Here is a 14,532-nt window from a genome sequence, read left to right on the forward strand (position 1 = left end):
GGATGCCACCTTTTTTACTTTTGCAGCAGGGTGAGTTCATGTCGTTGTGTCAGGTAATTTAGTCCTTATTCCACAAGCGAAACTTCCAATCGGGTTCACATCTTGAATCATTAAGGTTAGAATGATATAGAGAAATCGTTTTCAAAGGAGGTGGATTCATGTCATTTGTCTTTTACCCGGAGATGGTTATATTCATTCTGATGTTGATCCTGCTGATTATTGGTATCGTATATATCGTTCGTAAAAGCAAACAAGTATTGCGCCGCTTAAGCAATCTGGAGAAAGCAGTATATGAAAAAGATAACATCTCATCCTATCCGAAGGACGTTGATACTGTACAAGAAGGAGCACCCAGAGAAGACACGTTTGCTCCACGCAAACGAAAATGAAGAAGGATACGGAATTACATAAAAAAGATAAACCAACAAACCAAACAGCCGATTCTTCTCTATGAGGAAGTGATCGGCTGTTTGGGCATATAGGCATTTTATCTGTATTAACTGGGTTTAGAGAAAGGATTCATACCGCTGTTGGAAAGAGGATTCCATCTCCACTTGTCGTGCCAGTTGCTGCTGTACCTTTGCACCGCGAATCGTCTGAAGTTCCTGAAGTTGTGCAGTGGAACTGAATTGATCTGCAGCCATTTGGACAAGTAATTCGGAGAGCACATCCGCATCTTCGAGCGCGGCATTAAGTCCAAACGCACCGGTTGGTGTCATGGTATGAGCGGCATCACCGATGAGTACAACATTGTCCTGTGCCCACGACTGGCAATAGCTGCTTTCAACAGATAACAGAACAAAATCACTCCAGCTCTGAATGTTGGCAGCTACTGAATCAGACAGGCAAGGAAAAGCAGATACAAGTTTATCTACAAAAGGAGCAATCGGCTGCTCTCGCAGCTTGGAGTAAGCTCCTTCGGGAATGTTCCATCCAATCTGAACATAACCGCCGAACTGTGAGAACAGTGCGAGCTGTTGACCATCCATGCTGGCCATTCGAACAGCGGGTTCCCAACCTACGGGTGCCGGAATGCGTGCCCAGAGCAGATCATACCCATGCTTACGAATCTCCGGGGTCATACCGGAATGTTTGCGTACAGCAGAGTATCTGCCATCAGCACCAACAATTACAGATGCTTCAATGGAGGCAGGAACACCCTTCTGCCGAATGTTAATACCCACGACCTGGCCGTTCTTGTCTCGTAACAAACCGGTCATAATCGTATTGAATAGTACTTGTTCGTTTGAATTGTGCTGCTGAGCATGCGACACGATGGCTTCCAGGAGATGATCTTGGGGTACATGAATACCAACATGAGATTCTCCATTGCCTGGTGATACCGTATGAATAATCTGCCCATTTTCCCAATACTGAATCTGTTCCAAGAGCAGCGCTCCGCGTTGCTGAATGAGGGAATAGAGGCCATGTTTATTTAAAATGGCTTCGCCGTCCACATTAAGCAACTCCCCGCGAAACGACTTGTGCAGGTGGGGCTGCCGCTCAATGAGCATCGTGGAGATTCCTTTTTGATTCAGTAAATAAGAAAGCAAAGCACCGCCAGGTCCAGCGCCCACGATGCAAACATCCGTTTTGAGTTGTGATTGTGTATTCTGATTCATGTGCATAAGTCCCTTGCATTATAATGGTGACGCTTTATTTACTTTATAACAACAGATTTATTAAAATCATTAAGTAACTAAAAGTAACTTTAAAGATATAGGTTATTATAAACAAACCCGTTGCCATAATGCAATAGGCGAAACCCAAAATAAAACAAGAGTCTTGCAGTCAACGATAAGGTGTCGGATACAAGCGCATTTTTCACAAACATCATAGTGTAAATATGTTACAATATAAGGTAGGTTATGATGAAAGGCGGAGGAACGTTTATGAGCCCGGATACGGAGCGAAACTCTCAATTGGCAAACGTAGATCAATTGTTGGAGGCCTTCTTCAGATATAAAAATAAAGTATTGGATCAGCAACAGAAGACCGAAACCAACTGTAAACTGAATCCGACAAAAAGTCATATATTGGGCATGATTTTACGTGAAAAACGCTGCATGGCGGTTGATGTGGCTAGACAACTCAGTTTGTCTTCCGGCGCAACCACCATTGTACTGAATCAACTGGAGACGGAAGGGTTGATCCAGCGGGTGCGCAGTGAAGAAGACCGGAGAATTGTGTGGCTGTCCTTAACGGATGAAGGCGCGCAGCTTGCCAAGACACTTAATGCGAATCGCGGCCGAATGACGTGGGAATTGTTGCAAGCACTTTCCGAAGAGGAGCAACAGCAGATGTTTGGCATGCTGAAGAAAATTGAACTGAAACTGCTGGAGAACATGAAGTCGTTTGAGCAGATCCACCGGTAGTCCATAATATGACTTGATTCCTTTAAGACGTCAGTCCTCATGAGTTCGTCCCTAATTGCGGGGGGATGAACCTTGAAGACTGGCGTTTTTGAGTTGGTTTACAAATGAAAGCGAACCACATGATCTGTCATGCCTTCTTGGATCAAAATTTCTTTTTGTTTGCTGCCCATCAGGTCAAAGTGGGGAAAGGGTTGCCGCCGATGAATGTATCGCGGGTCCAACCCATGATCGTTGCACCAACGTTCGAGACGTTCCAGATCTGCACAGCCAACTTTGGTGACACTGGTGATACCGGGGAATCGGTTGTCAATCCAGAAATGAGTGAGGTACGCAATTTCACCCCGAGCCACTTGTTCCTTCCACGCAGCAAGCTCTTGTCGTTTAATTCCAAATGCCATAGATGCAAGTTCCTTTCCAAACGGGTATTGTCCTGAGCATATTGTAACATCTTATATACAGAATCCATCAGAAATCTTTCATTCAGACTAGTCTGAGGCGAGTTGATTGGGTATATGAATATGACAACATTTTTATAATAAAGTCTGGATTATGTTAAAATAAACCTATACAACAAAGGTTTCACCACTTCTATAGCGGAAAGGGATTGTCATCATGGAAATATTTATTGCCGTACTTGTGTTACTGGTACTGATTGGTTTATCCAATATTTTAAACCGGTTTGTACCCTTTATTCCCATTCCGCTCATTCAAATCGTGCTTGGTGTAGCTATAGCTTTGCTTCCCGCAGGTGTTCACCTGCCGTTGAATCCGGAATTGTTCTTTGTACTGTTCATCGCACCTTTGTTATACAACGATGGTAAGCGAACACCAAGGAATGAATTATGGAATCTGCGTGCACCGATACTTCTACTTGCATTAGGGCTTGTATTCGTGACAGTAGTCGTGGCGGGATATGCCATTCACTGGCTGATTCCTTCGATTCCGTTACCTGCTGCTTTTGCTCTTGCAGCCATACTGTCCCCGACAGATGCTGTGGCCGTTGGCGCCATGGCGGGCCGGGTACATCTGCCTAAAGGCATACATAGGCTTCTTGAAGGTGAAGCATTAATGAATGATGCATCTGGCCTCGTGGCCTTCAAATTCGCAATTGCAGCCACAGTTACAGGTGTATTTTCCCTGGCGAATGCAACCTTCAGTTTTATTCTGATTGCGATTGGCGGACTTCTTGTCGGGGCATTGTTATCTTTTCTGTTAATCAGGCTAGGGGTATGGATCCGTAGATTGGGCATGGAAGATGTGACCATTCACATGCTGCTGCAAATCCTGACGCCATTTATCATCTATCTGGTAAGTGAAGAAATTGGGGTATCAGGTATTCTTGCGGTAGTGGCAGGCGGTATTATCCACGCCATAGAGCGTGACCGCGCTGAATCGGTTCAGTTGAAAATGCAGGTGGTATCTGCGAGCACATGGTCAGTCATTTTATTTATACTAAATGGTCTGGTGTTTGTTATATTGGGTGTACAGGTACCGGATGTGTTGAGTACCATCTTTGAAAATGTTTCGTTTAATAATCTGCAGGTGTTGGGATATGTGGGCTTGATCTCGGTGCTACTGCTGGTTCTGCGTTTTCTCTGGATCTATCTGTTCTGGCAAGGGAATGAATTGCTGCGTACCAAATCCTCTATTGGCAGGCCCAGATTCAAGGATATTACGATCATTTCCCTCTCTGGAGTGCGTGGGGCTGTAACATTGGCGGGTGCGTTCTCCATTCCTTATGTGCTTCAGGATGGATCACCTTTCCCTGAACGGGATCTGATTATTTTCCTCGCGGCAGGAGTTATCCTCTTCTCCCTGATTGCGGCGAGCGTGTTTCTTCCAGTTCTGGCCAAGGACGATGGGAAATCTACAGAAGAAACACCGCAGAAGTCAGAACGAAAAGCACATGACATTATGCTGAATGCGGCAATACGAGCTGTCAAATCCGAAATGAACGATGAGAACAAAGCTGCGGCACTCGCGGTTGTCTCCGACTTGTCCAAGTACATCAGACAGGCCGCAGGTCAGCTTACCGCCGATAAACGCAAAGATATTCAGAAACAAGAAACGGCGATTAACCTGATTGCCACCCGGGCGGAGCGTAAAGAAGTTGAAGTAATGTTAGACGAAAATGCAATTGCTTCTGATGCGGCCTTCAAATGTGACAGCTGGCTGGATCGCAAGGAAATGATGCTGGCGAATCGTGCAAACACTCAGTTCATGACCTCGATCAGCGAGATCGGTCGTGTGTTAGGACATCTGTTCACGAACCGGTCCCAGAAGCCGAATCAACCATTTATGCTTGAAAATGCAGAACTGTTCCGTCAGGTAAAGTTGCGCACCTCTGAAGCGGCAATTAAGGCTATTCGTGCCCATATGAATGATGGGAATCGAGTCGTCGCACTGTCGGTCATTGCCAAGTATGAGCGTGTAATTGCCAAATTGCGCACCTGGAACCAGGGTAAAACGGAAGATCCGTTTAATCAGGAGAAATTGGAGTTGCAGATGGTGGCGATTCAGGAACAGCGCAATACAGTGCAACAACTGTATGAAAACGGCGAAATCACCCGTGATGTGGCTGCGAAACTGCGCCGGTTTATTAACGACGTGGAAGCAACTGCGCTGAAAAACACCTAATCCGATAAATCCGATATTTTAAATATGCTAAATGGTTTGATATAATATGGGACAAGAAAGACGCATCATTACAGAAATGTACTTATATCGATCAGTGAAGGAGAGATGAGACATGGCAGAACAACAAATTCGATTGGGCAAGACGGATCTGATCGTGAATCCCATTGGACTGGGTGCGAATGCAGTAGGCGGACATAATATCTATCCGGACATGCTGAAGGATGAGACGGGTAAGGAAGTGGTTCGTACAGCTTTGAAACAAGGTATTAACTTTCTGGATACGGCATACATCTATGGACCGGAGCATTCCGAACGACTGATTGGTGAAGTACTGAAGGAAACTGGTCAGCGGCAGAATACCATCATTGCAACCAAGGCAGCTCATAAATTTGTGGATGGCAAGATTGTCATAGATAACTCATCTGCTTTTCTGAAAACAGCCGTGGATGAGGCGTTGAAACGTCTGCAAACCGATTACATTGATCTGTTCTACATCCACTTTCCGGATGAACATACGCCTAAGGATGAAGCGGTAGATACGTTAAAACAATTAAAAGACGCTGGCAAAATTCGTGCCATTGGCGTATCTAATTTCTCCATTGATCAGTTGCGTGAAGCCAACAAGGACGGGCATGTAGATGTACTGCAATCTGAATATAATCTGTTCAAAAGAGATGCGGAGAAAGAGCTGTTGCCGTATACGGCTGAGCATAACATTTCTTTTGTTCCTTACTTCCCTCTGGCAGCGGGACTGCTGGGCGGGAAATATAATCGTGATACAACCTTTCAGGATGGACGGGCAAAGAACCCGCTGTTTACAGGTGAAGCTTTCATTGAAAATCTCGATAAAGTTGAGCAACTGCGCAGCATAGCACAATCCAAAGATGTTGAGGTTGCGCATCTGGTTCTGGCCTGGTACCTAACTCAGCCTTCTATTGATGCATTGATTCCGGGTGCCAAGCGACCTGAGCAGGTCATTAACAATCTGCAAACATTAAATGTGGAATTAACTGCTGAGGAAATTGCAGTCGTGGATCAGATCTTTCGTTAATGAGTTCGGGTGAATCGGGAAATGCTAACAGGGAGTTTACGTATGAAGACAAAGTGAGGACACCATATGAACCTGAAGGCAGCCCGAGTCATCGGAATGTTCACGCTAATTATTTTGCTGGGTAGCAGTTCTGCCTATGCAAAGCCTGTACAGAAGAACCGTCAGTATTATGAGGAACGAGGAGAGATTGTGTGGGAAGTTCCCACACAGGATAAACTCATCGCCCTTACCTTTGATGATGGACCAGATCCGATTCAGACTCCGCAGATCCTGGCTTTGTTACAGCAGTATCATGCTAAAGGAACTTTTTTTGTACTTGGCAAATGGGCAGATAAATTTCCTAAACTGATTAAGCAGGAACAGCTCGAAGGGCATGAAATCGCCAACCATACGTATGCGCACACGTATGCAGTTCGATCAACTAGTGCGGACAAGTACATGAAGGATATGAACGAAGCGGAAAGTTCCATCATTAAAGCTGGCGCGGAGCGTCCCCTGTTGTTCAGACCACCGGGCGGCTATTACAATGACATGGTCATCCAGGCTGCCAAACAAAAAGGGTATACCATTGTACTCTGGTCTTGGCATCAGGATACACGGGACTGGGCTTCTCCAGGTGTATCGGCTATCGTTAACAAAGTGTTGAAGAACGCACGTAATGGGGATATTGTACTTTTTCACGATAAGGTGGAAGGCAAGTCGCATACGGTAGCAGCACTCAAAACGATTCTGCCGAAACTGCAGCAGCAGGGGTACCAATTCGTTACGGTGTCTGAGCTACTTGCTGTAAAGGCACGCGAAGCCGCGAAGGATGGGACTTCACCTTCTTCTTCGTTGAAGCATGTGCAGCCCTGAACATGGTAATCCAATTAGAAACCGTAGGTCTCAGTTGAAGAGACCTGCGGTTTCTTTATCTTGGTCTTCATATCAACCATGGAATCAGGCGTAGGAGGTTATTGCCGTGTCCCTTTTGTTTTGAAACCAAAACGTCTACAATAGATGGAGCTTTGTATTTAAGGGTTAGCTAGTATACAAGATATGAATTACGACATAGAGGAGAGTGAACATAATGAATGGACAACAACGCGTAAATATTAAGCCAGGTCTGGAAGTGGACATTGTGCTGAAGCAGGATCAAGCTACAGGTAAGCTGACACGTGGCATTGTGAAGGATCTGTTAACCAAATCACCTACGCATCCACACGGAATCAAAGTACGACTGACGAGTGGTCAAGTAGGACGTGTGAAACAGGTCATTACAGGAGGCTCGAACTAACTGTGGTCCAAGGCGGGGAGATGAGTACTACCGCAGAAGTAATGGCACATCTGGCTTCAGGTAATGCACGTCAGCAGGACGCATATCATATGTTACAGAGCAGTGGATTGCTCGATATATTAGCTGACTATCACCCCTATCCAGCAGGAACGGTACCAATTGATATTGATATTCCGGGCAGTGATTTGGATCTGCTGTGTTATGCAGAGGATCTGGACTTGTTTGAAGCCGAGATACACAATCGAATTGGAGCCGTTGCTGAGTATGAATGTGTACGTGGTGGGGATCTTCCAGACCAACGTCCTTATGTGACTTGTAATTTGCAAGTGGGACATTGGCCTGTGGAGATTTTTGCCCAATCCGTGCCAGTTTACAGGCAGAATGCATACTTACATATGATCGTAGAGTGGAGATTGTTGCAACTGTGGGGAGACGCGGGACACCGTGAGATCCGCAGATTGAAACAGGCAGGGTGGAAGACGGAGCCTGCATTTGCTTCTGTACTTGGACTACAGGGAGATCCATATGTGGACATGCTGCATCTGGCAGAGATGAAACGTGAAGATCTCTGGAACTGGGCGCGTTCGCGCACGTCTTTTTAAAATGTCTATTTGAGATGAACTAATCATTTACACGATAACGGAGAGGACAGAAAAAACCTGAAAAAGCGAAGCGGTCGCCTTTATTACCGGATTTCCCCTTGAGAAAGGGGATCAAAAAAATCTGGGAATAACAGCGATTGGAAGGTGCTTCTGTCATCGTAGTGTCAGTGTAAATAACCTTTGGTCAGATCAGAAAGATGGCTACAATTGTTGTTACCGTGAGTCCCAGCAGTACAGGCTTCAGGTTGCGTCTTGCCAGTTCAAAAGGATTGACTCCGCAGATTGCAGCAGCAGGAATCAATGCCCATGGAATCAAGGTTCCACCACCTACCCATATGGCTGCAACCTGACCTAATGCTGTCAGCACAGGTGCGGAATCTGCCGAACCTGCAAACATGGACGCAATCGAGCCAACCAGGGATATCCCCGAGAACCCCGAACCATCCATTCCGGTCACTGCTCCGGTTACCGTCATTGTAATGGCGCCCACCGTATCATTTAATGGTACCAGTCCAGCAAGTGCGACCCCTAGATCATTCACAATCCCGTGTGAACCTTCAGGAAGAGGGTTGATGAACAACTCCGTAATCGCAGCATCTCCCAGATAAAAAAATGCGGCTATGGGAATAACCGGTCCAAACACCTTGAAACCAAACTGAAATCCTTCTATTAAATAATTGGTCGTTTCCTCTGGTCCCGCATATCGGTGTGCGGCAAGGGTAACGGCGATCAGTATAACCACAGCGGTTCCGCCAATCAGAGCTGTTGCGTCGCCGCCTTGCAATTTCAATACAAACATCAGAATCACATCAACTGCGAATAACAGAGGGATAAGCAGAGCGAATGCTTTTTGCAAACGGAGTGACATGGCTTGACGTTCAACAGGCTGATCAGTGGGTAGGGAGGTGGACACAGCCTCTGATGAAGAAGAAGGTTCCGTGCTCACGGTACCTGATGTAACGTTTGGGGAATGAACAGGTGAACCTGATTTCATCTCTTTGCGCAGCATCCAGAAGGCTGTAAGTGTAGATACGGTGCCCATGACAATGACCAAAGGAATGCTGGCCGTCATGACGGAAGTGACTGGTAGACCCGCCGCATCAGCTGTAAGTTTGGGAGCCCCCTGAATAATGTAATCTCCCGACAGTGCAATCCCATGTCCAAACAGGTTCATCGCAATAGCAGCTCCAATCGGAGGAAGGCCTACACGCACGGCTACTGGAAGCAGTACAGCACCGACCAAAGCTACTGCTGGGGATGGCCAGAAAAATAGTGATACTACCATCATGATCAATCCGATACCCCAATACGCGACCTGAGGAGAACGGATAAACCTTGTGACGGGTGTTACCATGACCTCATTAATACCTGTTCTGATCAGAACACGGCTCATTGCCACAATAATCGAGATGATAAAGATCGTACTCAGCAATTCTTTTGTTGCATAGATAAAACTGCTGAAGATCCCAGCAACTGACCCGCTTAAGGTTTCGGTTGCCAGAAGTCCAATGGTCATAATACCCGCAACACAGATGATCGTGGTGTCCCTGCGCCGGATCATTACCGCAATAATCAAGACGATAAATGCCAGATAGACATAGTGTAACGCAGTGAGTTGAATATTCATCGAACAGGCCTCCCTACATCCTGGTGACTAACCCGAGGAGTGATATATCGTATGCATGTCAAGATCGGGCGTTCGTGGAGTCCGGGGCTTGCCGCAGCATTTATTTTTAGGGAGAAGCTTCTGAGTAATAATGAAGGATTTTTTTTACAACTGGAGAATTTATTACTACATGAAGCTTGTTACTTTTGAAATTGGAGCGGATGGAAGTCACCAGAATTGATATGTGAAGGTCACGGGACCCCATAGACAATGGCAAGCAGGGGTGATTACAATAAACATGCCATCATAAGGAAGAAAATAGAAAAACTATGTTGAAATAAAGTGTGCGTTCAAAAAGTCTGGTTTTCAGTACAGCGGACTTTTTGAACTACCTCTAAAAGGGCGGGAATCCATAATCCATGAATTTGATCCGTTCACTTCGTTTTAAATTTATAGTGGGTCTTACATTGATCATGCTGCCATTATTCATGCTGCTTTATTACAACAATGTCTACGCCATGAAAGTTGTACGTGACAAAGTATCCCTCACCAATATGAATCATCTCGCCAAGAGTGTGGAGCAGAATGAACGTGTGTTACAGGAGACGAATCGGTATTTGTATAGTCTGGGCGAGCGGGACCCGGATATTATCTCTCTGTTTTTTCTGAAATACGGCAGCGGCGATTATATCATTGCAAAGCAACGGATTATGAACAAATTCATGACAGATATCGGTTTTTATAATCTAATCGATTCTTTTTTTCTATATGATGCCGTGAATGATGATTTGCTGCTCGCGACTTCAGGCAATTATGATGTCAAAAAGTCGGTTGTGCAGGAGAGTATGCCAGTCCAGATGCAGCAATTGGAAGGGGATATCCAGAAGCCGGAATGGAGCATCGTGCGTGGCGGGACGTGGAATGCGCTGGTGAAAACGGTGCGAATCAACCAGCAGTTCTATGCAGGTGCACTTGTTGATATGAATGCACTGAATCATACACAACAATTCACTGAATCCGGAGATCGGGGAGGCGCAGTCATTGTTGGAACAGACGGTGGGGCACTATCGGATTCCACATTAAATACTGCACAGATTCAGCTGGCTGCAGCGCATCTTCCCGGCCTGAAGAATCCGTATCAGGTGATCTCTGAAGTTGTGAACAAGGGAGAAGCACGTCAATATTTGATGTTGGGTACTGCCTCGGCCATGTCCGAGATGAATTATATCGTGCTGCTTCCTGAGGAAGACATGATGCGTAACCTCCCGTTTTTCCAGCAGATCATTCGTCTGCTTCCCATTGGCGCGGCAGTAATTCTGGTTACTGCACTGATCTTTTTGCGGCATCTGTTATTCCGCCCGATGAATGCGTTAATCCGAGGCATGAGAAGGGTGAGCCGTGGAGATCTCGATGTGAAGCTGGACCCGCCATCTTCTTCGGAGCTTGAATTTATGACACGAAGTTTCAATCAAATGACCAGTGAGATCCGGCATCTGAAGATTGATGTGTATGAGGAACAGTTGCGGACGCGGGAGGCAGAGTTCAAACAACTGCAGATGCAGATCAATCCTCACTTTTACCTGAATTCACTCAATATTATTCATAGTCTGGCTTCCTTGCAAAAGCATGAGTTGGTGCAGCAGATGGCTGGTCATCTGGCCGATTATTTTCGATTCAGTCTGCGTGCAGGCAAACGTGTTATTCGTCTGGATGAAGAGCTGGAGCACATTCGTCATTACTTAGAAATTCAAAAGCTGAGGTTTCCAAGCAGATTCGATTTTGAACTGGATATCGAACCGAATCTGGGACATTATGTGATTCCGCCATTAACCATTCAGCCTTTTGTGGAGAATGCCATTATTCATGGATTTCAGCGCCGGACACAAGCATTTGTCATTCGGATCGTGGCGCGCCTCGGTGAGAAGTCGTCCGGTCAGGTCGATGGGACGGTGCTTCAACTGATGATTGTGGACAATGGTGTTGGATTTGAAGAGGAATTGTTGGGGCGTCTGCAACATGGACAATACGCTGAAGATCCGAGTGGACAGCATATCGGTATATGGAACGTGGCCCATCGGCTTTTAGTGAAGTATGGTGATCAAGCCAGTTTGCAGTTTGGCAATGAGGTGGATCATGGCGCCAAAGTCATCATTGATTTACCCGCTCAGACCGAAGAGGAAGAAGGGGGAGCCTATGCGGAACCTGTTGATCGTGGATGATGAAGTGTATGCATTACAAGCAATGGTGGAAGGAGTCGATTGGCAAGCAGCAGGCATTGACCAGGTATACAGTGCTGGTGATGCCGAAGAGGCAAGAAAGATTTTAAAGGCTAATGCTATTGATATCATGATCTGTGATATCGAGATGCCTGGTGAAACAGGGCTTGACCTGCAAAGTTGGGTGTTAAAACATGATCCACGCATACTGACCATTTTCCTGACAGGGCATGCTTTATTCGATTATGCACAGACAGCCATTAAGCTAAACAGCTTTGATTATGTGTTGAAGCCGGCTCCAGCGGATCAATTGATTAAGGTAGTCACCCAGGCGGTGGAGAAGATCAAGGATGGAGAGCAGCGTACCCGTACCAACGAAGTTTATGAGACCGTATACAAACGCTGGAAAACCCATAAACCGCTACTGACGGAACGCTTTTGGAAAGATGCCATCTCTCAGCGTATCACGTTAACCGAACAACGGTTGCAAGAGCTCGCAGAACTGTATGGTGCCGAGATTGATCCGCAGGCTCGTGTGTTACCCATTGTAATATCGGTAGAGGAATGGGTGCGTGATTTTGATTTGCGTGACGAAGAGGTATTAGAATATGCCCTTCGTAATGCAGCCAAAGAGATGCTGCTTGACGACAAGCCCGGTGAGGTGTTTCAGGATCAAAGTGGATTAAATATTGTGCTTGCTTATGAGCAAGATGGCATCATTCCGAGTGCGAGCGAAGTGGCACAACGTTGTCAGGGGTATATTCAGGAATGTGGTACGTATTTCTACTGTCGGTTGTCCTGTTATGTTGGTGCCCCGGTTGCTGTGACTGAGCTGCAAGGCATGTTAAATGAACTGATGGATATGGAGCGGCGCAATATTAAGGAGCTTGAAGAAGTTTTTGTCTATGATGAGCGGGGAAGAGATCAGGAAGATCGCTTTTTGCCTATTCCATGGTTTTCGGAATTATCTATTCTTTTTGAGACAGGTAAAGTAGGGGATTTGCGAGAACGTGTGGATGAGATTTTTGAGTTGCTTGCTGCCCAAGAGGGTTTATCTCCTGAAATGCTGCATCTCTACTATCATGCCATGCTGCATGTGGTCTATCCGCTGCTTCATCAGAAAAACGTGTCAATACGCAGTCTGTATCCGGGTGAACGGGAGCCGGAGGAGAGTATGGTGACAAGGTCGTTGCCGCAGTTGAAGCAGTGGACGGCTGATCTGATTGATCGTGTTATCCCGGTGTTGTACCCGGACGATCATAGCCCTATGACCATTGTGGATCAGTTGTGCGTTTATATTGAAACTCATATTGGTGAAGAACTTATGCGAGAGGAACTTGCAGCTTTTGCCGGATTCAATCCCGCTTATCTATCACGTCTGTTTCGGAAAGAGAAGGGGATGTCCCTATCTGAGTTTATTCTGCAGGGCAGAGTAGCCAAAGCGAAGACATTGTTGTCCCAGTCCACCGTCAAAGTGACGGATATCGCTGGCAAGGTGGGGTACTACAATTACTCGCATTTCACCAAAATGTTCAAAAAGTGCACGGGTATAACGCCACAGGAGTTTCGAAAACAGTCACGTACCGTATAGTTCAGGGCGCAGCATGCTGCGTCTTTTGTTTTTTTTGGATCTAAAGTCATAATTTGATAAGTCAACAGGTCACCACAGCAGATAGAGGTCTTACTCGCCCCGCCGTATACTTGAACCACAGGAGCCGCAACGGAGCTTCATCCTGAGGAAGAATTCAAGAGGAGTGAGGGAGAACAAGTTATGAAGACACAACCCCAGGCGGGTAAGGGAGTACGGATATCGGAAATACCGGGAGAAACAGTCCGAAAGCGCAAGTCTGTGTGGCACAATCTTGGCAAATTCAAGGTGCTGTATCTCATGTTCTTGCCAGGTGTCCTGTTTCTACTGGTGAACAACTATATGCCGATGTTCGGCGTTCTGATCGCATTCAAAAATGTAAACTATGCTGATGGTATTTGGGGTAGCCCATGGAGTGGATGGGACAATTTTAAATATTTGTTCTCAACCAGTGATGCATGGGAAATTACCCGAAATACACTCGCGTATAACACGGTGTTTATTGCACTAAATCTCTTAGTAGGTGTCGGGCTTGCTATTCTGCTCAATGAAGTGAAGAACAAGGCAATGTCCAAGTTATATCAATCACTTATGTTATTACCGTATTTCTTGTCCATGATTGTGGTCAGTTATCTGGTACTGGCTTTCCTGGGCAAGGATTCAGGCTTCATGAACTCAACGGTTCTGCAGATGTTCGGCGGTCAGCCGATCGACTGGTATTCAGAGCCGAAGTATTGGCCGTATATTTTGCCACTGGTGAACACATGGAAAAATATTGGATATTATGCCGTCATTTATCTGGCAGCTGTCGTGGGTATCGATGAAGAATATTATGAAGCAGCTGTGCTCGATGGCGCAACCAAATGGCATCAGATCCGTTTCATTACCATTCCGTTTCTCATCCCATTAATCGTCATTATGACTTTATTGCAAATTGGCCGTATATTCTATGCAGACTTCAGTCTGTTCTACCAGGTTCCATTGGAATCGGGGGCGCTGTTCCCTGTAACGAATGTACTGGATACCTACGTATATCGTACGTTCCTTATCGGTGGAGATATCGGGATGTCATCAGCAGCCGGTCTATACCAAGCAATCGTTGGATTTGTGCTGGTTCTTGTATCCAATACCATCGTAAGGCGAATAGATAAAGATAATGCATTATTTTGAGAGGAGGCAAG

The 14,532-nt window shown here is 46.0% G+C and carries 13 protein-coding genes; 10 read left to right on the forward strand and 3 right to left on the reverse strand.

Going from position 1 to position 14,532, the window contains the following annotated elements; translation table 11 throughout:
* Positions 1-158 precede the first annotated feature (158 nt).
* Positions 159-389: a hypothetical protein gene (locus MHI52_RS10850; RefSeq protein ID WP_076208990.1), complete on the forward strand. Its 231-nt coding sequence runs from the start codon at positions 159-161 to the stop codon at positions 387-389.
* Positions 390-506: 117 nt separating this feature from the next.
* Here the strand turns inward: MHI52_RS10850 and MHI52_RS10855 are convergent, their stop codons facing one another.
* Positions 507-1,622: an FAD-dependent monooxygenase gene (locus MHI52_RS10855; RefSeq protein WP_076249875.1), complete on the reverse strand. Its 1,116-nt coding sequence runs from the start codon at positions 1,620-1,622 to the stop codon at positions 507-509.
* A 270-nt stretch (positions 1,623-1,892) separates the two neighbouring features.
* Between MHI52_RS10855 and MHI52_RS10860 the strand changes: the two genes are divergently transcribed.
* Positions 1,893-2,375 carry a MarR family winged helix-turn-helix transcriptional regulator gene (locus tag MHI52_RS10860; RefSeq protein ID WP_036609579.1) on the forward strand — a complete coding sequence of 161 codons (483 nt, stop codon included), beginning with the start codon at positions 1,893-1,895 and terminating at the stop codon, positions 2,373-2,375.
* A 98-nt stretch (positions 2,376-2,473) separates the two neighbouring features.
* Here the strand turns inward: MHI52_RS10860 and MHI52_RS10865 are convergent, their stop codons facing one another.
* Positions 2,474-2,773, reverse strand: a complete 300-nt coding sequence (locus MHI52_RS10865) for a hypothetical protein (protein WP_047842412.1) — start codon at positions 2,771-2,773, stop codon at positions 2,474-2,476.
* A 214-nt stretch (positions 2,774-2,987) separates the two neighbouring features.
* Between MHI52_RS10865 and MHI52_RS10870 the strand changes: the two genes are divergently transcribed.
* The 5 genes from MHI52_RS10870 to MHI52_RS10890 all read left to right on the forward strand — a co-directional run bounded on the left by MHI52_RS10870 (position 2,988) and on the right by MHI52_RS10890 (position 7,941).
* Positions 2,988-5,012, forward strand: a complete 2,025-nt coding sequence (locus MHI52_RS10870) for a Na+/H+ antiporter (RefSeq protein ID WP_036609574.1) — start codon at positions 2,988-2,990, stop codon at positions 5,010-5,012.
* Between the two features lie 112 nt (positions 5,013-5,124).
* Positions 5,125-6,063, forward strand: coding sequence for an aldo/keto reductase (locus MHI52_RS10875; RefSeq protein WP_405159002.1), 939 nt, complete (start codon positions 5,125-5,127; stop codon positions 6,061-6,063).
* A gap of 66 nt (positions 6,064-6,129) precedes the next feature.
* Positions 6,130-6,918, forward strand: coding sequence for a polysaccharide deacetylase family protein (locus tag MHI52_RS10880; protein ID WP_405159003.1), 789 nt, complete (start codon positions 6,130-6,132; stop codon positions 6,916-6,918).
* Positions 6,919-7,132: 214 nt separating this feature from the next.
* Positions 7,133-7,339, forward strand: coding sequence for a YwbE family protein (locus tag MHI52_RS10885; protein ID WP_026081155.1), 207 nt, complete (start codon positions 7,133-7,135; stop codon positions 7,337-7,339).
* A gap of 20 nt (positions 7,340-7,359) precedes the next feature.
* The gene (locus MHI52_RS10890; RefSeq protein WP_405159004.1) at positions 7,360-7,941 is read left to right on the forward strand and encodes a DUF4269 domain-containing protein; all 582 of its coding nucleotides are present in this window, start codon (positions 7,360-7,362) and stop codon (positions 7,939-7,941) included.
* A gap of 184 nt (positions 7,942-8,125) precedes the next feature.
* Here MHI52_RS10890 and MHI52_RS10895 read toward each other — a convergent pair whose 3' ends face one another.
* Positions 8,126-9,568 (reverse strand): hypothetical protein, encoded by a 1,443-nt coding sequence (locus MHI52_RS10895; RefSeq protein WP_405159005.1) that lies wholly within the window; start codon positions 9,566-9,568, stop codon positions 8,126-8,128.
* Between the two features lie 398 nt (positions 9,569-9,966).
* Between MHI52_RS10895 and MHI52_RS10900 the strand changes: the two genes are divergently transcribed.
* The 3 genes from MHI52_RS10900 (at position 9,967) to MHI52_RS10910 (ending at position 14,521) form a co-directional block, all read left to right on the forward strand.
* The gene (locus tag MHI52_RS10900) at positions 9,967-11,766 is read left to right on the forward strand and encodes a sensor histidine kinase (RefSeq protein ID WP_340982891.1); all 1,800 of its coding nucleotides are present in this window, start codon (positions 9,967-9,969) and stop codon (positions 11,764-11,766) included.
* Positions 11,741-13,354 carry a helix-turn-helix domain-containing protein gene (locus MHI52_RS10905; RefSeq protein ID WP_405159006.1) on the forward strand — a complete coding sequence of 538 codons (1,614 nt, stop codon included), beginning with the start codon at positions 11,741-11,743 and terminating at the stop codon, positions 13,352-13,354. The genes MHI52_RS10900 and MHI52_RS10905 overlap by 26 nt, the downstream gene beginning before the upstream one ends.
* Before the next feature lie 180 nt (positions 13,355-13,534).
* Positions 13,535-14,521, forward strand: coding sequence for a sugar ABC transporter permease (locus MHI52_RS10910; RefSeq protein ID WP_211081719.1), 987 nt, complete (start codon positions 13,535-13,537; stop codon positions 14,519-14,521).
* The last annotated feature ends 11 nt before the right edge of the window (positions 14,522-14,532 follow it).

Source organism: Paenibacillus sp. FSL H8-0283, assembly GCF_045040675.1.
Lineage (GTDB): Bacteria > Bacillota > Bacilli > Paenibacillales > Paenibacillaceae > Paenibacillus > Paenibacillus amylolyticus.

Bases quoted from the DNA above. Each gene is read 5' to 3' on its own strand.
- MHI52_RS10850 (WP_076208990.1), top strand. From the start codon at position 159: ATGTCATTTGTCTTTTACCCGGAGATGGTTATATTCATTCTGATGTTG.
- MHI52_RS10855 (WP_076249875.1), bottom strand. From the start codon at position 1,622: ATGAATCAGAATACACAATCACAACTCAAAACGGATGTTTGCATCGTG.
- MHI52_RS10860 (WP_036609579.1), top strand. From the start codon at position 1,893: ATGAGCCCGGATACGGAGCGAAACTCTCAATTGGCAAACGTAGATCAA.
- MHI52_RS10865 (WP_047842412.1), bottom strand. From the start codon at position 2,773: ATGGCATTTGGAATTAAACGACAAGAGCTTGCTGCGTGGAAGGAACAA.
- MHI52_RS10870 (WP_036609574.1), top strand. From the start codon at position 2,988: ATGGAAATATTTATTGCCGTACTTGTGTTACTGGTACTGATTGGTTTA.
- MHI52_RS10875 (WP_405159002.1), top strand. From the start codon at position 5,125: ATGGCAGAACAACAAATTCGATTGGGCAAGACGGATCTGATCGTGAAT.
- MHI52_RS10880 (WP_405159003.1), top strand. From the start codon at position 6,130: ATGAACCTGAAGGCAGCCCGAGTCATCGGAATGTTCACGCTAATTATT.
- MHI52_RS10885 (WP_026081155.1), top strand. From the start codon at position 7,133: ATGAATGGACAACAACGCGTAAATATTAAGCCAGGTCTGGAAGTGGAC.
- MHI52_RS10890 (WP_405159004.1), top strand. From the start codon at position 7,360: ATGAGTACTACCGCAGAAGTAATGGCACATCTGGCTTCAGGTAATGCA.
- MHI52_RS10895 (WP_405159005.1), bottom strand. From the start codon at position 9,568: ATGAATATTCAACTCACTGCGTTACACTATGTCTATCTGGCATTTATC.
- MHI52_RS10900 (WP_340982891.1), top strand. From the start codon at position 9,967: ATGAATTTGATCCGTTCACTTCGTTTTAAATTTATAGTGGGTCTTACA.
- MHI52_RS10905 (WP_405159006.1), top strand. From the start codon at position 11,741: ATGCGGAACCTGTTGATCGTGGATGATGAAGTGTATGCATTACAAGCA.
- MHI52_RS10910 (WP_211081719.1), top strand. From the start codon at position 13,535: ATGAAGACACAACCCCAGGCGGGTAAGGGAGTACGGATATCGGAAATA.